Genomic DNA, 17558 nt, shown 5'->3' with positions numbered 1-17558 from the left:
GTGGTCATCGCGCCGAGACCGCTCTGCCGCCGCCGGTCTGAGCCTCCAGGCCCGAACGGTGGCCGTGCGCGAAGGAGCCGGGATCCGCGCCGCGGCGTCGCCGGGCGTGCGTCGTCGCCATCTCGTCGACCGCCTCGTCCACTCGGCTCCGGCGCGAGGTGAGAACGAGCTCGGTCCCCGAGCCGCTCTCTTCGACCGCAGCGCGGCGACTCTGCTCGATCCGGTTCATGGCACCCGCGGCGAACCCCCGGAGGAAGCCGCTGCGCGCTCGACGTCTCACCCCTTCGCGATGGCCGGCATACAGATCGCGATGCGCGATCCACCACGCGCGCATCGCGACCGTGGCCTGCACCTGCAGACTGGCGGTCAGCGTCTGCACCTGCGTCACATCCGACGAGTGCCCGACCAGCAGCAGGCCGGCGATCGGCGGGTACTCCGCCAGGATCGGGCGCACCGCACCCAGCCCGTAGGCCACGCCGATGCCTATCTCACGAAGGTCCTTCGCGTAGACGCCGCGGAACAGCATCCTCTCGGTGACGATCTGCTCGCGCGTCTGCCCCAGGAGCCCCCGTCTTTCGTCGATCTGCGCCTGCTCGATCCCGTACTTCACGATCAGGCGCTCGGCGTGCTCGGTCAGAGCCTCGGCCTCTTCGGGCGTCGTGCTCTCGGCCTTGGCGAGCAGTTTGGCGATCAGGTCGAGCTTGGCTTCGGTCATGGCATCCCCCAATGGATCTGTGATGCCTCGGATCCTTCGCGGGGGTACCTACATTGCGAGGCCGAGTTCCGGGGACTGTGAAGAAACCCGGATGACGGATGCCGGTGCAGAAGTGGATGCCGCGAGGCCGGCCGGGCGCAGGTTCGGACCCGGTCGCCGACACGCAGCCACAGCGCCGGGGTCGCCGGAGTGCCGCCGGGCACCCTGAACCAGCGTCGGAAAGAGACCCGAGAAGAACCCGATTCAGCCCAGGATCAGCGTGATGACTGTCGCGCCGCCGCCACCCAGGATGAGGGCGATGATGACGGTCCAGGCGACGATGCGCATGCGGCGATTGCGCTTCTCGCCGAGATCGCCGTAGTCCTCGCTCAGACCGTCGCCGCTCATGCGCTGACCGGCTCGGTGACCGTGGGGCCGAAGGCGGCGGGCAGGGTGGCCTGCGAACGCTCGCGGATCTCGGCGATCGGCACGGTGAAGACGTCCTGCACCTCGAGCTTGTCGCCCTCGGAGTCGGTCACGCCGATGCGCATCACCGGGTAGTCGCGGCCTTCGCAGAGTCCGCGGAACTTGACGTCGTCTTCACGCGGAACTGTCACGATGACGCGGCCCGTCGACTCCGAGAAGAGGGCGGATGCCGCATCCACACCGTCGCGCTCGATGATCTCGTTCAGCCAGACGCGTGCGCCGACGCCGAAGCGCGAGACGCCCTCGGCGAGGGCCTGCGCGAGGCCACCCTCCGACACGTCGTGCGCCGACGAGATCAGCCACTCGTCACGGGCGGCTCCGAGCAGACCCGCGAGGCGCTTCTCGCCCGCGAGGTCGACCTTCGGGGGCAGTCCGCCGAGGTGCTGGTGCACGGTCTCGGCCCACGCCGAACCCGAGAGCTCGGTCGAGGTCGTGCCGAGCAGGTAGATGTTCTGACCCTCGTCCTGCCATCCCGAGGGGATGCGGCGCGAGACGTCGTCGATGATGCCGAGCACGCCGACGAGCGGGGTCGGGTGGATCGGCACGTCGCCGGTCTGGTTGTAGAACGAGACGTTGCCGCCGGTGACCGGGGTGCCGAGTTCGTAGCATCCGTCGGCGAGACCGTCGACGGTCTGCCCGAACTGCCACATGACCTCGGGGTTCTCGGGAGAGCCGAAGTTCAGGCAGTCGGTGATCGCGGTGGGAACGGCACCCGTGACGGCGACGTTGCGGTACGCCTCGGCGAGTGCGAGCTGCGCACCGGCGTACGGGTCGAGCTGGCAGTAGCGTCCGTTGGCGTCGGTCGAGATCGCGAAGCCGAGTCCCGACTCCTCGTCGACGCGGATCATGCCGGCGTCATCGGGGAACGACAGGGCCGTGTTGCCGAGCACGTAGTAGTCGTACTGGTTGGTGATCCAGCGGGTGTCGGCGAGGTTCGGCGAGGCGACCAGGTCGAGGAACTGCTCGCGAAGCACCTCGGGGTCGTTCGACCGCGGAAGGTTCTCAGCGGCATCCGCCTGCAGTGCGTCGATCCACGTGGGGTACGCGACCGGGCGGTCGTAGACCGGGCCGTCGACCGCGACGGTCGAGGGGTCGACGTCGACGATGCGCTCGCCCTGCCAGTCGATGATGAGGCGGCCGTCGCCGGTGACCTCACCGAGGACCGACGTCTCGACGTCCCACTTCTCAACGACGGCGAGGAACGCGTCGAGCTTCTCGGGAGCGACGATCGCCATCATGCGCTCCTGCGACTCCGACATGAGGATCTCCTCGGCCGTGAGCGACGGGTCGCGCAGCAGCACGTTGTCGAGCGAGACCTTCATGCCGCTGTTGCCGTTGGCCGCGAGCTCGCTGGTCGCGCACGAGATGCCGGCTGCGCCGAGGTCCTGGATGGCCTCGACCAGCTCGTCACGGTAGAGCTCGAGGCAGCACTCGATGAGCACCTTCTCGGCGAACGGGTCGCCCACCTGCACCGCGGGGCGCTTGGTGGGTCCGGTGCTGTCGAACGAGTCGGATGCCAGGATGCTGGCACCGCCGATGCCGTCGCCACCCGTGCGGGCGCCGAACAGCACGACCTTGTTGCCGACGCCGGTCGCGTTGGCGAGCTTGAGGTCCTCGTGGCGGAGCACGCCGACCGCGAGCGCGTTGACGAGCGGGTTGGCCTGGTAGACGGAGTCGAAGACCGTCTCGCCCCCGATGTTCGGCAGACCCAGGCAGTTGCCGTAGAAGCTGATGCCGCTGGTGACGCCGTGCACGACGCGAGCGGTGTCGGGGTGGTCGATCGCGCCGAAGCGCAGGGCGTCCATGACCGCGACCGGACGTGCGCCCATCGAGATGATGTCGCGGACGATGCCGCCGACGCCGGTCGCGGCGCCCTGGAACGGCTCGATGAAGCTGGGGTGGTTGTGGCTCTCGGCCTTGAAGGTGACGGCCCAGCCCTCGCCGACGTCGATGACGCCCGCGTTCTGGCCCATGCCCACCATGAGGCGTTCCTTCATCTCGTCGGAGACCTTCTGACCGAAGCGGCGCAGGTAGTTCTTCGACGACTTGTACGAGCAGTGCTCCGACCACATGACCGAGTACATCGCCAGCTCGCCGGAGGTCGGGCGGCGGCCCAGGATCTCCTTGATGCGGGCGTACTCGTCGTCCTTGAGGCCCAGCGCTGCGTACGGCTGCTCCTTCTCCGGAGTCGCGGTGGCGTTCTCGACGGAGTCGGGGACGTGCTTGTGGGCAGGTGCAGGGGCGGTGGTCACGCGCACTCCTAGATGAGGGGCCGGCGGGGCATGGCCAGTCTACCGGGGGATGCCGTGGCCATCGCCCCGGGCGGACAGCGGGGTCTACGTCAGGAGCGGCCCGAGCTCCCGTGCGGCCGCGATGAGGGAGAGCGCGATCGAGTCGGAGCTGTCGATCTGCCGGCGCGGGCCCGAGTAGGAGAGCGCTCCGGCGAGCGTGCCGGAGGCATCGGTGATCGGCGCGACGAGGCAGCCACGCTGACCGTCGCGGGCGCGGATCACCCCCTGCGAGCGGAGTTCGGAGACCAGGTCGCCGGCGGCGGTCTCCCCGCGCACGACCAGGGGCAGCAGGCCGAGGGCGTAGCGGGTGGGCTCCTGCTGCAGGCCCTGCCGATTCGAGAGGGGGAAGTCGGGGTCCTCATCGGCGACGACGACCCGGTCGTCACGATAGAGCACGAGGTGGATGCCGCCCCTCGCGCTCGCCCTGGTGCGCTCGAGCACGTCCCGTGCGGCGCGCGGGATGCGCTCAACGCCGATGCTGCCGGCCAGCAGCGCCACCTTCGTGCCCAGGGCGAATCCGGTGAGATCCGGCGTCCGGACGAGGTACTCGTCCTGCACCAGCAGGTTGAGCAGGCGATAGGTGGTCGCACGCGGCATCCCGAGCCGGTCGGCCAGCTGCCGCGCTGTGACGCCGGCACCCATCGCAGCGACGGCCTCCAGCATCGACAGCGCGCTGTGGATGGCGGCGGGCTGTCGGGCCGTGATCGATACCGCGTCGCCAGCCGTCATCCGTCGGCGTCCCCCGGTTCGCCCCGGTGTGCGCTGCCGCCGCCGGTGCGGGCCACGCCGCCGAGAACGTGGGCGGCGACCGGCTCGTCGTAGCGCCCGACCTCGCCGAGAGGCGAGCGCCGTCGCCACCGGATCAGTACCGCGGCGATCAGGGCGAAGCCGAGGGCGAACCAGACCCCGGGGTTTCCCGCGGCCGCCTCCGCGACGAGATAGACCGTCAGGCATGCCGCAAGCGCCGCCGCCGCGCTGACGGCGGCGATGATGGAACCGACGGTGACCTCCCCGATACGGCGCAGGAACAGGGGAGCGGCGATGCAGACCAGCACGTAGGCGACGATGTAGCCCGCTGCCGAGATCAGCAGGACGGCCTTCATCGCGTCCCACGGTGACACGCCGGCCGCGACGATCACGAGCGGTGCGAGGACGATCGGCGGGACCGCGACGACGACCGCGCCGATCGGGGTGCGGTGGCGCCCGTGCGTGCGGCCGAGTCGGGCGGGGAGGACACCGTCGCGGGCGAGCGCGAACACGATACGGGTGAGGGCGGTCGTCGAGGCGATCGCGCAGGCCAGACCCGAGGTGGCGATGCCGACGTCCGCCACGGCGGCCCATGCGGAGAGGCCGAAACGCGACGCGAGATCGTCGAGGAGCGCGACCGATGCCGTCCCCCCGATCGCGGCGGCTCCTGCGATCTGCGTGTAGGCGGCGATGAGGTAGAACACTCCGGCGACGCCGACGCTCCACACGATGGCGCGAGGGATGTTCTTCAGCGGCGAGCGGGCCTCGACGCCGAGCGTCGCGGAGCTCTCGAACCCCACGAACGCGGTGATCGCGAGAACGGCACCGCCGGCGACGCCGGCCACGGAGATGCCGTCGGCCGAGAAGATCGCCGCCGGTTGGAGCGGCCCGATGTGCACGAGGAGCACGATCATCAGCGAGAGGATCAGCGCGACGGAGATGAGTTCGACGACGAGCGCGACCCGGGATGAGAGGCGGATGCCGCGCACGAGGACGATCGCGAGCACCGCCGCTTCGACGACGAGAGCGCCCAGGGCGATCGGCGTCGCGGCGAGCTGAGGCCACAGTCGGGTCACGAGCATGGTCGCATAATGGGCGCCGCCCAGAAGAGCGAAGATCGAGATGAAGGCATACCCGACGAGGATCGCTGCACCGGTCGCGAGTCCGCCCGCCGCGCCGAGTCCGCGCGCCGCGTAGGTGTACAGGGAGCCGCTGGCGGCGAACCGACGAGTGAACTGGTTGATCGTCCGAGCGACCAGGAACGTGATGATCATGGCGAGGGCCATCACGAGCACGGTGGCGCCGCCCGCCAGGTCCGCCACCAGCAGCACCGCCATCGCCGAGGCGGCGGCTGGGGCGACGGCCGCGACCGATTGCGCGAGGATGTCGGCGAAACCCACGGTGTGTCTGTCCAGTCCGTGCAACGGCGAGCGGGCGGCGAACGAGCGCACGGTCTGCGGGCGCTCGATCGCCTCTTCCAGTGCAGACATGGGGCCTCCGCCTGTCTCGTGATGGGAGGAGGCTACGAGCGGCCTGTTGCCGGAGCGCGTCTGCGATGTTTCACGCAGATGTCACCCGAATGAGACGGCCGGAGTTCCGGCGTCCCGTTCGCGGCGAACGCAGACGTCACTCCGGCGAGACGGGTGGGAAATCCTGCCGCGGCAGGGTGGGGGAACCGCTCCACTCCGCTTCTCTCAGAAGGGTTTGCACATGGTCCAGATTCAACCCAGCGCCACCGAGACCTCCCCGAAGAAGGTCCTGTCGGGATCGCTCGGTGCTACCGCGATCGTCTTCATGGTGGTCGCCGCCGCCTCGCCCCTGACTGTCATCGGCGGGTCCGCCCCACTCGGCATCCTGCTCGGCAACGGGGCGGGCTTCCCGGCGCTGTATGCGATCAGCGCCGTCGTTCTCGTGCTCTTCGCCGTCGGCGTCTCCGCGATGGCCAAGCACGTCCCCAACCCCGGGGCGTTCTTCACCTACGTCGGATATGGCCTCGGACGCTCGACCGGTCTCGCGTCCGCCTGGATCGCGATGCTCACGTATACGACGATCCAGGTGTCCGTGTACGGGTACATGGGCTACGTGCTGAGCTTCACTTTCGAGGGGTTCGGCATCACGCTCCCGTGGTGGCTGTACTCGATCGCCGTCGTCGCGCTCGTCGGGTTCCTCGGCTATCGCCACATCGATCTGTCCAGCAAAGTGCTCGGCGTCCTGCTCTGCGCCGAGGTCGGAATCGTCCTCCTTCTCGTAGCGGCGGTCGTGATCTCCGGCGGCCCTGAAGGTCTGAGCCTGGCTCCGTTCGAGCCGAAGAACGTCGCGAGCGGTTCCCCCGGCGTCGGCCTCATGATGGCGATCGCCGCCTTCATCGGGTTCGAGGCGACCGCCGTCTTCCGCAGCGAGGCGCGCGATCCCGACCGCACGATCCCCCGCGCCACCTATATGGCCGTGATCGGCGTCGGCGTGTTCTACACGCTCGCCTCATGGGGCCTCGTCATGGCGTGGGGTCCCTCGAACATCCTGGAGGAGGCCGCGGCCGACCCGGGAACGCTCATCCTCCGCACGATGTCGGCGTACCTCGGCGCCACCGGCGAGATCATCACGAACATCCTCCTCATCACCGCGATGTTCGCCTGCGTGCTGTCGTTCCACAACGTCGTCGCCCGTTACCAGTACTCCATGTCAGGCGCCGGCGTGCTGCCCGACCGGGTGGGCGCCGTGCACCCCCGGCACATGTCTCCGCACGTGTCCTCGCTCGTGCAGAGCATCACCGCGATCGTCCTCGTCGCGCTGTTCGCCGTTCTGCAGCTCGACCCGGTGCTGCAGGTGTTCACCTGGTTCGCCGGGGTCGCGACCGTGGCGATCGCCCTCCTGATGGCGGTCACCTCGATCGCAGTCATCGTCTACTTCGCGAGGACACGCAAGGACCGGAGGATCTGGAACACCGTGATCGCCCCCGTACTCGGTTTCATCGGCCTGGTGCTCTCCGTGGTCATGATCGTCGTCTACTTCCCGATCATGGTCGGCGATGCGGATGCCACAGGCGCGCCCGTGTTCGGCGCGGTCAGCTGGAGTCTGCTCGGGCTGGTGATCGTCTTCCCCCTCATCGGGTACGTCCAGGCCGCGTGGATCAGAGCCCGCCGGCCCGCGGCATACGTCAAGCTCACCGACGCCATCGCCGGCTGAGGCGCACCATGAGCGCGACCGACACACTCTCCCCCACCCCCTCGACGAGAAGGACCGACATGCCCCTGCCCCACGTGGATTTCCTCTACCTCTCCGAAGCCGACATGATCGCGGCCGGAGTGACCGATATGCACCAGTGCGTCGACACCATGGAGGAGATGTTCGCACTGTTCGCCGCCGGCGACTACCGCATGACCGGTGAGAGCAACGACTCGCACGGCGCGATGATGACGTTCCCTGAGGCGTCGCCGTTCCCGAACATGCCGGTGCCCACTGAGGACCGACGGTTCATGGCGATGCCGGCGTACCTCGGCGGAGACTTCCAGACGACTGGCGTCAAGTGGTACGGATCCAACATCGCCAACCGCGAGAAGGGTCTGCCGCGGTCGATCCTCATGTTCACGCTCAACGACACCGACACCGGGGCGCCACTCGCGTTCATGTCGGCGAACCTGCTGTCGGCATACCGGACCGGCGCCGTGCCGGGGGTCGGTGCGCGGCACTTCGCCCGCAAGGACTCGCGCGTCGCGGGGATCGCCGGGCCCGGCGTCATGGCACGTACGGTGCTCCTGGCCTTCATGGATGCGTGCCCGCTGATCGACACGCTGAAGATCAAGGGGCGAGGGGCGGAGAGCCTCGCGCGCTTCCAGGAGTGGGTGCGCGAGGAGTTCCCGACGATCACCACGATCGAAGTCGTCGACTCGATCGAAGACGTCGTCCGGGGCAGCGACCTGGTGAGCTTCTGCACCACGGGCACCGGTGCCGGCGGCTCGGAGAGCTACCCCACGATCCAGCGGGAGTGGATCACGCCGGGGGCGTTCTTCGCGATGCCGTCCCTGTGCAACACCGACGACTCGCTGCTGGACAGCGACATCACGAAGGTCGTCGATGCGTACGGGTTGTACGAGACCTGGTACGAGGAGTTCCCGAAGCCGTCGTTCGAGTACATTCCGATGGTCGGGCAGAAGTGGATGGATCTCGTGAAGGCCGGGGAGCTCTCACGTGACGAGCTCGTCGACATCGGCGATGTCGTCTCCGGAAAGCGGCCCGGTCGGCAGAGCGACGACGAGATCGTCATCATGTCGGTCGGCGGGATGCCGGTGGAGGACGTCGCGTGGGGGACGAAGGTGTATCGCAACGCCCTTGAGCGCGGCATCGGCCAGAAGCTGAACCTGTGGACCGAGCCGGCTCTCGCATGAGTGCGGCAGAGGTGATCCGGACCGTCGACGTCGCGGTGGTGGGTGCAGGCTCCATGGGATCGATGGCGCTGTGGCACCTCGCGAGATCGACGGGGATGTCCGTGCTGGGCATCGAGCAGTACGGACCGGCGCACGGCCACGCGGCATTCGCCGGCGAGTCGCGTCTGTTCCGTGCGGCGAACAAGGAGGGCGCGCTCTACACGGCCGCTGCTCTCGAGGCCAGGGCGCTGTGGACCGAGCTGGAGCGTGAGACCGGCCGCCAGCTGCTGCTGAAGACCGGCGTCCTCGCGATCGCGCCGGAGGGACATCCATTCCTCGAGTCCACGCAGCGGTCGATCGTGGAGGGCGATCTGCCGCACCGGTTCCTCGACGCCGCAGAGCTCCGCCGGGAGTATCCGCAGTTCACCGTCGAGGACGGCGACATCGGGATCATGGACCTGCTGGGCGGCGGCTTGCGCTCGGAGCTGGCGGTGGCGACCGCGCAGCGGGCCGCGATCAGGCGCGGGGCGGAGATCCTGTACAACACTCCGGTGCTCGGCATCGATGAGCACGAGAGCGGTGTCGTGATCTCGACATCCGAGGGGATCGTCCACGCGCAGAAGGTGATCGTGACGACCGGTGCGTGGACGACGAGGATCGTGCCGGAGGTGCGCGATCTGGTGAGCGCCATCGCCATACCGCTCACGTGGTTCATGCCGGAGGACATCAGCCAGTTCACCCCGGATCGCTTCCCATGCTGGATGCGGGACCTGGACGGCGACCATGCCTTCGGGGTCCCCACACTCGACGGCTACTCGGTCAAGATCGCCCCCACGACCCGCATCGACACGATCGAGGACCCCGACACAGATCCCCGCGATCTGTCGCGTGAGCAACTGCGGAGATGCACGGCGATCGCCACCCGGATGTTCCCCGGCATCCTGCCCGAGGTGGTCCGGTCGTCCATCCACCCGGAGTCGGCGACGGCCGATCATGTCCCGATCCTCGACGTCTCCGAGTCGGGCCGGACCATCATCGGAGCCGGATTCTCCGGCAACGGCTTCAAGTTCTCGCCCGCCTACGGGCGAGTGTTGGCGCAACTCGCCGAGAGCGGGTCGAGCGCGCTGCAGCACCCCCTGTTCACGCTCGGTCACCACCGGCGCCGTGCTCAGGCGCGCGCCGACGATCTTGTCCTCGCAGACGACTATCCGGTCCTCCAGGGCCACTGACACGAAAGACGGAACCGTTGATAATCACCAGCGTGAAGAGCGGCAGCAAGTTCGAGACCCTCGCAAGCTATTCGCGGGCCGTCGCGATCGGCGACTGGATCTTCGTCTCGAACACCGCCGGCATCGATTACGAGACCAGGACCCTGCCGGACACGGCGGCAGAGCAGCTGCGTCTCGCGATCGCCACCGTCGCGCGGGCGCTCGCCGCCGTGGATTCATCGCTCTCCGATGTCGTCCGGATCCAGGTCTTCGTTCCGGATGCGTCCGATCAGGACGAGACGATCGAAGTGCTCGGCGAGGCGTTCCGCGGCATCGACCCGGCACTCACCATGACGCGCAGCCCGCTCGCGGGCGAGTACAAGGCCGAGATCGAGGTGACCGCGCACCGCGGGGCGGGGGCGGCGAGGCGCACGCAGATCGATCTGTGAGCACTCGGCGACTCGGGGCGCGGGGTCTCGGATACGGTCAGGCCTGACCGGGTCAGCGGGCCTCGCCCGCGCCGGACAGGCGTCGCGAGAGGGCGGTCGCGGCGTCCGCCAGCGCGGGCGGTGCGACGACGCGGAACGGCGCGTCGAAGCGGGCGATCGACGCGAGGATGCCGACCCACGACCACGATCCGACGGTCACGCGGCACGAGCTGTCGTCGATCGGCTCGACGGTGCCGTCGCGGCCGACCCAGTGCGCGACCTCGCGGGCGGGCAGATCGAGCACGAGCTCTCCGATGCACGGCCAGCGGTCTGCGGCATCCGATCCCTTCGCCCGAGCTGCGAGGTAGGTCTGGGCGTCGGCGGCGGGCAGCTCGCGTGGCGTGAAAGCGGGGCCGGTCGGGATGCGCGGTGTCATCCGGTCGAGTCGGAAGGTGCGCCAGTCATCGGCCTCGAGGTCCCACGCGAGCAGGTACCAGCGGCCCTCCCGGGCGACAACTGCGTGTGGCTCGGTGCGCCGCGCCGGGCGGTCATGGTTCTCTCCGTAATCGAAGCGCAGCACGTGGTGGTCTCGCACCGCACCGCTGACGGCTTCGAGCACCGCCGGATCCACGCGCGTCTCGTTCTCGACCCCGGCGAAGCGGATGCCGTCGACCCGGTGCCGTAGGCGCGACGGCATCACCTGGCGCACGGTGGCCAGCGCACGAGCCGCGCCCTCGTCGATGTCGATCCCTGTGGCCGGCACGCTCTGCAGCGCGACGGCGATCGCGACGGCCTGCTCGTCGTCGAAGAGCAGCGGCGGCAGCTCGGAACCGGCGGCGAGGCGGTATCCGCCATCCGGTCCTTTGATCGCGCTGATGCGGTAGCCGAGCTCGCGCAGTCGGTCGACGTCTCGTCGCACCGTGCGGGGTGTGACGTCGAGGCGGTCGGCGAGCACCTGCCCCGGCCAATCGCGAGCCGTCTGCAGCAGGGACAGCAGGGCGAGCATGCGAGAGGAGCTGCCGGACATGACTCCATTGTGCTCCGAGTAGAGGACCGAAACTGACCTCTTCTGCTGTGAGTGTTGGTCTCGTCGGCATCCGCCGCCACACAGATCCGAGGAGATCCCATGACCATCGCGACCACCACCCACCTGAACTTCCGCGGCACCGCGCGCCAGGCGCTCGACTTCTACCAGTCCGTCTTCGGCGGCGAGGTCACGCGGGCGACCTACGCGGACTTCGGCATGCCGGCGGGAGTTCCCGGCGCCGACAAGATCGTGTTCGGCCAGGTCGAGAACGCCGACGGCTTCCGGCTGATGGCATACGACATCCCCGGCGCCGACGACGCTGACGCCACCGCGGGAACCACCTCGAGGCAGAACGGGACGACCGTCACCGACCGCACGTTCTTCCAGTCGCTGCGCGCCGATTCGCTCGACGAGCTCACCGGATACTGGGACGCCCTCGCCGACGGCGCCTCGATCGTCGAACCGCTGGCCGCATCGGCGTGGTCACCCGGATTCGGCATGCTGACCGACCGATTCGGCGTCACCTGGGTGCTCGACGTGCGCGCCGCCTACGCGGGCTGAGGCGGTCGCCGTTCATGACTCAGGAAGATTCGCGCTCGATCGGGCCGGAACCAGCGGTCTCGGCTCGATCGGCCGCGTTCTTCCGGAGTTGCGGACCGCGACGCGCCTAGCCCTTGTCCGGCTTGCCCTTGTCGCCCTTGCCGGAGTTCCCGTTGTTCCCGGAGTTCCCGGAGTTCCCGGAGTTCCCGGAGTTCCCAGAGTTGCCGGAGTTGCCGGAGTTGTCGGAGTTGCCGGAGTTCTCCGAGTTCCCCGGGTCCACGGGCTCCGTGACCACCTCGACGGGCGCTGCGGGGGTGTCGATGGGGGAGGTCTCCGCCGGGGTCGACGCGGTGCGGGCGACGACGCCTGACGCGGTGCGTCCCAACTCGGATGCCGGTGGCGCGCTGAACGCCGCGATGCCGGTGACGATCGCACCGGCGGCAAGAAGCCCCGCGGCGCCGGCGATCACGCGGGTGCGGGTGCGTGTGCCGGGGCGGGTGCGGTCGCGGGTCCGCAAGCGGGGTGCGGGATCCGTGACCTCGGTCGCAGGGATCACAGCGGTCGCTCCGGTCGGCGCGGAACCAGCGTCGAGGGCCGACGACTCCGCGTCGACGCTCGCGGATGAGGCGGCGGATGCGGGACGCGCCGGCTGAATTCCCGTGCCCGCGTCTGGCGCGGCGGCGACGGCATCCGATTCCGCGCCCGTCACCCCCGGAGTCGCGTCGACCGCCGGCTCCGTGCCGGCCGATGCGACGATGGCCGCAGCCGCCGCGGCGACGGCGGTGCCGTTGCTGTTCGCGGCGTAGTCGCGCAGCAGAGCCCGGGCGGCGCGCGCCACCTCGACGGCGGTCGGGCGTTCCTCCGGCTCGAGGCGTGTCATGCGGCTGAGGAGGTCGCGCCACTCGTCCGGAACCGTGTCGGAGATGGTCGGCGGGTTGAGCAGGCGAGCGACCGCCGCCGCGCGCCCGGAAGCGAGGGAGGGGTAGCCGGGGTATCCGCTGAGCGCCTCGAGAGCGACGAGTCCGAGCGAGAAGATGTCGACCGGGGTTCCGGGGTCGGCGTCGCGCAGCTGCTCCGGCGCCATATAGGTGAGTGTGCCGAGCACGATCCCCGGCGTCGTGAGGCGGGTGTCCTCGATGGAGCAGGCGATGCCGAAATCCGCAAGTTTCGCCGCGACCGGGCGGCCGGACCGGGCGTGCGCGAGCAGCACGTTCGACGGTTTGATGTCGCGATGCACGATGCCAGCCGCGTGCACGGCGGTGAGTCCCTCGGCGAGATCGCGGACGATGCGGGCCACGTCGCGCGGCGTCATCGGGCTTTCGGCCATGCGCGCGCCGAGGGTGGGCCCGTCGACGAACTCCATCACCAGGTACTGCGGACGACCGGGCACGAGCTGCGCGTCGTACAGCGTCACGAGCGACGGGTGGCTCAGCGAGGCGAGCAGCGCCTTCTCGGTATGCGCGCGCTCGATCGAGGCGACCGGACCATCGCTCTCGTGGATCATCTTGATCGCGACGATGCGTCCGAGGTGGGTGTCCTCGGCGCGGTACACCGTCGCCATGCCGCCTCGTCCGACGCGGTCGTGCAGTACGTACCGTCCGTCGAGCAGTGCCGCCGTCGGCGACATCACTTCCAGCGTCATCACTTGCTCCTTGCAGATGCACCCGGGTCATGCATCGTTCGACATAACCACGGCTGACGGGAGTGTGTCATCGGGGTTGACGTATGGACGAAGAAGTGGATGCGGTCGATGATTCGCGTGCTCTCGCGCCGGGCGAGCGCGAGCGCGGAGGCTGTCAAGGCCCTCCTCGAGCGTCGGCGGCCTCGGGTAGAAATGAGTCAGATCGAAAGGATGTGGCATGGCCGCAGGTGACATCGAGACGTTCCAGCGAGACGGGATCTGGTTCAACCGCATCGAGGGCGAATCCCGCACTCTGGGGTCCAGCTTCGAGACCGAGGCCGAGGCGGTTCGAGTCGGTCGGGGTGCCGCGACGGCACGTCAGGTCAAGCACACCGTGCGTGTCGAAGAGGGGCCTTCGGGCACGGGCAACCTCTACGACTGGCACCCGCGCGATCTCATGAACTGAGGGCCGGTGACCGGCAACGACAGACACGGGCGGATGCTGTTGCAGGCGTGCCTCAACGGTGCGCGACCCGCGGCGCAGCATCCTGCCCTCACCGCCGATACGACCCTCGCCGGCGCCGACGCCGCGCGTGCCGTCGCGGCGGGTGCCCGCGAGATCCACGTGCACCCGAAGGATGCCGCGGGCGACGACAGCTTGCGTGCCGCGGATGTCGACCGGTGGGTGAGAGCACTGCGCTCGGCGTGCCCTGGTGTGCAGATCGGGGTGACGACCGGTGCATGGATCGAGCCCGATGTCGGGGAGCGCCTCGCGGCGATCCGCGAATGGAGCGTCCTGCCCGACTTCGCTTCGGTGAACTGGCACGAAGCCGGTGCTGACGAGGTCGCGGCGCTGCTCGTGAGCCGCGGCATCAGCGTGGAGGTGGGCATCTGGGATGCCACCGGACTCGACGCCTGGCAACGCTCGCCCGTTCACGACGACACGCTGCGGGTGCTGGTCGAGCTGCCTGACGAGGCGGCGGATGTCGTGCGGCGGCACGCCGAGGGGCTCATCGCGCACGTGCGCCTCGACGACCCGGACATTCCGATCCTGCTGCACGGCGAGCAGCGGTCCGCCTGGCCGGCGTTCACCCTGGCGGTCGAGCTGGGCCTCGATTCGCGCATCGGCCTCGAAGACACCCTGCAGCTGCCCGATGGACGGACGGCACCCGACAACGCGGCCCTGGTGCGAGCGGCTGTGGCCTTCATCAACGCCTGAGTCGGGGTCCGGAGCCGGCTCGCCCTGCAGCCTCATCGTCACCCGCCGTCATGCGACTCGCGACCGATCCGCCGCTTCCTTAGGGTGGAAGCTCCCGCTGAGAAGGAGTACGCGTGTCCGAGATCCAGACCCGCCGCGCCGGTGCCGTTCGATGTCGGCTCGCGGGCTGAGGAACGCCTGCCATGACCGACCACCGCGCGCCCACTGACCCGCATCCGTTCGACTCCCGCACGAGGTTCGACCTCGACCGGCCCGAAAGCCGCAAGTGGAGCCTGCACCCCGGCCACATCGGGGCATGGGTGGCGGAGATGGACTTCGGCGTCGCGCCGGTGATCGCCGACGCCATGCATCGAGCGATCGACGAGGAGAACCTCGGATACCTGTCGCCGCCGCTCGCCGCCCGACTCGGCGACGCGACGTCCGAGTGGATGCGCAGCGAATACGGCTGGGCCGTCGATCCGGAACGCGTGCATCCGGTCTCCGACGTGATGGCGGCCCTGAGGGTTGCGGTCGAGGAGTATGCCCCCGCCGGATCGCCCGTGATCGTGCCGACTCCCGCATATATGCCGTTCCTGACATATCTGCCGACCGTCGGGCATCCGGTGATCGAGATCCCCGGCGTCGACATCGACGGACGCTGGCACCACGACCTGCAGCGCATCGACGAGGCGTTCGCCGCCGGTGCCCGTACGCTCGTGCTCTGCAACCCGCACAACCCCACCGGCACGGTCGTGGACCGCTCCGAGCTCGAGGCGCTCGCCGAGATCGTCGAACGCCACGGCGGACGGGTGTTCGCGGATGAGATCCACGCGCCGCTGCGCTTCGACGGGAGACCGTTCATCCCCTATGCGTCGGTGTCCGAGGCGACCGCCGCCCACACGGTCACCGGCACCAGCGCGTCGAAGGCGTGGAACATCCCCGGCCTCAAGACCGCGCAACTGATCACCTCGAACGACGCCGACCAGCAGCTGTACCGCCGCTTCGGGTTCTCGGTGCAGCACGGTGCAGCGACGCTCGGTGTCGTGGCGTCGACGGCGGCATATCGGGAGGGCAAGCCGTGGCTCGACGGCGTGCTCGGGTATCTCTCGGAGTCGCGCCGCCTTGTCGGCGACCTCATCACGGAGCACCTGCCCGGCGCGGTGTATCGCGAGCCCGAGGCGACCTACATCGGATGGATCGACACGACGGCGCTCGAGATCCCCGGCCCGCCGGCCGCGTACTTCCGCGAGGAGGCCGGCGTCGTGCTGACCGAGGGCGCGCTGCTCGGACGGGGATACGAGAACTTCGTGCGGATCGTGTTCGCGACACCTCGGCCGATCCTGCGCGAGGCCTTCGCGGCGATGGGGGATGCCGTTCGCGCTCGGTGACGCGTCGTTCGTCGCCTCGTGACGGCGGGTGCGGGGTCAGTTCCGCATCTCCTGGCGGGTGCGTGGTCAAAAACGCACCGGAAACGCTGAGTTCCGATGCGTTATTGACCCCGCACGCGCCGGGGGCCGGCGGGCCGAAGGCGGCTCAACCTCGGTCGCGCAGCGCCGAGGCGATCCGTTCGACCGCCTCGACCAGCACCGGACGGGGCATCGCGAAGACGAATCGCGTGTACCCGATCGCGGCCACACCGCATGCGGCGCCATCCGTCATCGCGACTCCGGCGTGCTCGCGGAACCACTCGCCGAGATCGCCCGTCAGCCCGGTCTCGCGGAAGTCGAGCAGGGCGATGTAGCTGCCCTCCGGCACGACCATCCGCACGCCGGGGAGCTTCTCGTCGACGAGCTGCGCCAGCGTCCGCCGGTTGCCGTCGAGGTAGTCGACCACGTCGTCGAGCCATTCGCGCCCGCCGGTGTAGGCGGCGATGTTCGCGATGACGCCGAGCGTCGATGTGCCGTGACCGGCCCAGAATCCCAGGCTCTCCCAGAGCTCGGCGTCGGCGTCGTTCGAGAGGATGATCTGCGCGCACTTGAGGCCCGCGAGGTTCCACGCCTTCGAGGCGGAGGTCGCGGTGAGGGTGTGGGCTGCGGCGGCATCCGACACCGAGGCGTAGGGGATGTGACGGGCCGGAGCGTAGACGACGGGTGCGTGGATCTCGTCGGCGAACACGCGTCCGCCGGCATCCGTCACGACCGACGCGATGGCGAGCAGCTCGTCGCGGGTCGCGACGGTGCCGAGCGGGTTGTGCGGGTTGCAGAGCACCAGCATCTCGCCGCCGTCGCGGAAGGCCTGGGCGACGGCATCCAGGTCCATGACCCAGCGTCCGTCGACCTCGATGCTCGGCACCTCGATGACCCGACGGTCGTGCATCGGCGGCACCAGCAGGAACGGCATGTATGCAGGAGTCGGCACGATCACGGCCGAACCCGGACTGGTGAAGTGCTCGATCGCCAGCTCGAACGCGGCGATCACATCGGGCACGTGGTGCACGCGCTCGGCGGGGATCTCCCACCCGTACGAGTCGGAGTACCAGCGCGCCGTGGCCGCCGAGAGGTCCTTCGCGAGCTTGTCGGGCAGGTACCCGGTCACGCCGAGGTCGAGGGCATCCTTCACCGCGCCGGTGATCGCGGGGGCGAGGCCGAAGTCCATCTCGGCGACGAACGCGCCGATCGTGTCGGGGAAGGCCGTCCATTTGACGCTGCCCGCAGCGCGCAGGTCGTCTTGCGTGATCTGGTCGAACGCGGGGGAAGCCATGTCTCAATCCTTCCACCCGTCGGCGACACCGGGCTCGCGCGGAGCTCCGGATGCCGGGAGCGGGCACTGTTTCGGGTGCACAACTGACCCCGCATGGAGTCGAGCCGCGTGCGGGGTCACTTCGGCATCCGAAACCGCCGTTTCGGGTGCACAACTGGCCCCGCATGGAGTCGAGCCGCGTGCGGGGTCACTTCGGCATCCGAAATCGCCGTTTCGGGTGCACAACTGACCCCGCACGACCCCGCACGACCCCGCGC

At 69.3% G+C, this 17558-nt stretch carries 16 protein-coding genes; 8 read left to right on the top strand and 8 right to left on the bottom strand.

Features of this window, described 5'->3' with window-relative positions:
• Positions 1 to 4 precede the first annotated feature (4 nt).
• The 5 genes from LQZ85_RS14525 to LQZ85_RS14505 form a co-directional block, all read right to left on the bottom strand.
• The gene (locus tag LQZ85_RS14525) at positions 5 to 715 is read right to left on the bottom strand and encodes a DUF2786 domain-containing protein (RefSeq protein ID WP_230101075.1); all 711 of its coding nucleotides are present in this window, start codon (positions 713 to 715) and stop codon (positions 5 to 7) included.
• 243 nt (positions 716 to 958) lie between these two features.
• The gene (locus tag LQZ85_RS14520) at positions 959 to 1102 is read right to left on the bottom strand and encodes a hypothetical protein (protein WP_171821968.1); all 144 of its coding nucleotides are present in this window, start codon (positions 1100 to 1102) and stop codon (positions 959 to 961) included.
• Positions 1099 to 3432: a phosphoribosylformylglycinamidine synthase subunit PurL gene (purL, locus tag LQZ85_RS14515; RefSeq protein ID WP_230101074.1), complete on the bottom strand. Its 2334-nt coding sequence runs from the start codon at positions 3430 to 3432 to the stop codon at positions 1099 to 1101. Before purL ends, LQZ85_RS14520 begins: the two co-directional genes overlap by 4 nt.
• A gap of 84 nt (positions 3433 to 3516) precedes the next feature.
• Positions 3517 to 4200: a helix-turn-helix domain-containing protein gene (locus LQZ85_RS14510; protein ID WP_187249056.1), complete on the bottom strand. Its 684-nt coding sequence runs from the start codon at positions 4198 to 4200 to the stop codon at positions 3517 to 3519.
• Positions 4197 to 5708, bottom strand: a complete 1512-nt coding sequence (locus LQZ85_RS14505; protein WP_230101073.1) for an APC family permease — start codon at positions 5706 to 5708, stop codon at positions 4197 to 4199. The genes LQZ85_RS14510 and LQZ85_RS14505 overlap by 4 nt, the downstream gene beginning before the upstream one ends.
• A 220-nt stretch (positions 5709 to 5928) precedes the next feature.
• On the opposite strand from LQZ85_RS14505, the gene LQZ85_RS14500 reads away from it, so the two are divergent.
• Genes LQZ85_RS14500 through LQZ85_RS14485 form a run of 4 tightly spaced genes read left to right on the top strand, consistent with a single transcriptional unit; the run spans position 5929 to position 10236 of the window.
• Positions 5929 to 7401: an APC family permease gene (locus LQZ85_RS14500; RefSeq protein WP_230101072.1), complete on the top strand. Its 1473-nt coding sequence runs from the start codon at positions 5929 to 5931 to the stop codon at positions 7399 to 7401.
• Positions 7402 to 7460: 59 nt separating this feature from the next.
• Complete coding sequence (locus tag LQZ85_RS14495; protein ID WP_056276002.1) at positions 7461 to 8600, top strand: tyramine oxidase subunit B; 1140 nt, start codon at positions 7461 to 7463, stop codon at positions 8598 to 8600.
• Complete coding sequence (gene solA, locus LQZ85_RS14490; protein ID WP_072590479.1) at positions 8597 to 9808, top strand: N-methyl-L-tryptophan oxidase; 1212 nt, start codon at positions 8597 to 8599, stop codon at positions 9806 to 9808. The genes LQZ85_RS14495 and solA overlap by 4 nt, the downstream gene beginning before the upstream one ends.
• Before the next feature lie 32 nt (positions 9809 to 9840).
• Entirely contained in the window at positions 9841 to 10236 is a 396-nt protein-coding gene (locus tag LQZ85_RS14485; RefSeq protein WP_230101071.1) for a RidA family protein, read from the top strand.
• Positions 10237 to 10288: 52 nt separating this feature from the next.
• Here LQZ85_RS14485 and LQZ85_RS14480 read toward each other — a convergent pair whose 3' ends face one another.
• Complete coding sequence (locus LQZ85_RS14480; RefSeq protein ID WP_230101070.1) at positions 10289 to 11242, bottom strand: WYL domain-containing protein; 954 nt, start codon at positions 11240 to 11242, stop codon at positions 10289 to 10291.
• Positions 11243 to 11341: 99 nt separating this feature from the next.
• On the opposite strand from LQZ85_RS14480, the gene LQZ85_RS14475 reads away from it, so the two are divergent.
• Positions 11342 to 11803 carry a VOC family protein gene (locus tag LQZ85_RS14475; protein ID WP_230101069.1) on the top strand — a complete coding sequence of 154 codons (462 nt, stop codon included), beginning with the start codon at positions 11342 to 11344 and terminating at the stop codon, positions 11801 to 11803.
• 106 nt (positions 11804 to 11909) lie between these two features.
• Here the strand turns inward: LQZ85_RS14475 and LQZ85_RS17900 are convergent, their stop codons facing one another.
• Complete coding sequence (locus LQZ85_RS17900; RefSeq protein ID WP_290368297.1) at positions 11910 to 13424, bottom strand: serine/threonine-protein kinase; 1515 nt, start codon at positions 13422 to 13424, stop codon at positions 11910 to 11912.
• A gap of 217 nt (positions 13425 to 13641) precedes the next feature.
• On the opposite strand from LQZ85_RS17900, the gene LQZ85_RS14465 reads away from it, so the two are divergent.
• The 3 genes from LQZ85_RS14465 (at position 13642) to LQZ85_RS14455 (ending at position 15989) form a co-directional block, all read left to right on the top strand.
• Complete coding sequence (locus LQZ85_RS14465; RefSeq protein WP_053098394.1) at positions 13642 to 13869, top strand: DUF2188 domain-containing protein; 228 nt, start codon at positions 13642 to 13644, stop codon at positions 13867 to 13869.
• Between the two features lie 6 nt (positions 13870 to 13875).
• Positions 13876 to 14622, top strand: coding sequence for a 3-keto-5-aminohexanoate cleavage protein (locus LQZ85_RS14460; RefSeq protein WP_230101068.1), 747 nt, complete (start codon positions 13876 to 13878; stop codon positions 14620 to 14622).
• A gap of 182 nt (positions 14623 to 14804) precedes the next feature.
• Entirely contained in the window at positions 14805 to 15989 is a 1185-nt protein-coding gene (locus tag LQZ85_RS14455) for an aminotransferase class I/II-fold pyridoxal phosphate-dependent enzyme (RefSeq protein WP_230101067.1), read from the top strand.
• A gap of 145 nt (positions 15990 to 16134) precedes the next feature.
• Here the strand turns inward: LQZ85_RS14455 and LQZ85_RS14450 are convergent, their stop codons facing one another.
• Positions 16135 to 17301, bottom strand: coding sequence for an aminotransferase class I/II-fold pyridoxal phosphate-dependent enzyme (locus tag LQZ85_RS14450; RefSeq protein WP_230101066.1), 1167 nt, complete (start codon positions 17299 to 17301; stop codon positions 16135 to 16137).
• Between the last annotated feature and the right edge of the window lie 257 nt (positions 17302 to 17558).

Source organism: Microbacterium sp. Bi98, assembly GCF_918698045.1.
Classification (GTDB): domain Bacteria; phylum Actinomycetota; class Actinomycetes; order Actinomycetales; family Microbacteriaceae; genus Microbacterium.
Note: the sequence above shows the minus strand (reverse complement) of the source record. Positions and strands in the feature narration are given on the sequence as shown.

Coding starts and splice junctions, on each gene's coding strand:
- LQZ85_RS14510 (WP_187249056.1), bottom strand. CDS start 4,200: ATGACGGCTGGCGACGCGGTATCGATCACGGCCCGACAGCCCGCCGCC.
- LQZ85_RS14520 (WP_171821968.1), bottom strand. CDS start 1,102: ATGAGCGGCGACGGTCTGAGCGAGGACTACGGCGATCTCGGCGAGAAG.
- solA (WP_072590479.1), top strand. CDS start 8,597: ATGAGTGCGGCAGAGGTGATCCGGACCGTCGACGTCGCGGTGGTGGGT.
- LQZ85_RS17900 (WP_290368297.1), bottom strand. CDS start 13,424: ATGACGCTGGAAGTGATGTCGCCGACGGCGGCACTGCTCGACGGACGG.
- LQZ85_RS14450 (WP_230101066.1), bottom strand. CDS start 17,301: ATGGCTTCCCCCGCGTTCGACCAGATCACGCAAGACGACCTGCGCGCT.
- LQZ85_RS14480 (WP_230101070.1), bottom strand. CDS start 11,242: ATGTCCGGCAGCTCCTCTCGCATGCTCGCCCTGCTGTCCCTGCTGCAG.
- LQZ85_RS14500 (WP_230101072.1), top strand. CDS start 5,929: ATGGTCCAGATTCAACCCAGCGCCACCGAGACCTCCCCGAAGAAGGTC.
- LQZ85_RS14475 (WP_230101069.1), top strand. CDS start 11,342: ATGACCATCGCGACCACCACCCACCTGAACTTCCGCGGCACCGCGCGC.
- LQZ85_RS14525 (WP_230101075.1), bottom strand. CDS start 715: ATGACCGAAGCCAAGCTCGACCTGATCGCCAAACTGCTCGCCAAGGCC.
- LQZ85_RS14505 (WP_230101073.1), bottom strand. CDS start 5,708: ATGTCTGCACTGGAAGAGGCGATCGAGCGCCCGCAGACCGTGCGCTCG.
- LQZ85_RS14455 (WP_230101067.1), top strand. CDS start 14,805: ATGACCGACCACCGCGCGCCCACTGACCCGCATCCGTTCGACTCCCGC.
- LQZ85_RS14495 (WP_056276002.1), top strand. CDS start 7,461: ATGCCCCTGCCCCACGTGGATTTCCTCTACCTCTCCGAAGCCGACATG.
- LQZ85_RS14465 (WP_053098394.1), top strand. CDS start 13,642: ATGGCCGCAGGTGACATCGAGACGTTCCAGCGAGACGGGATCTGGTTC.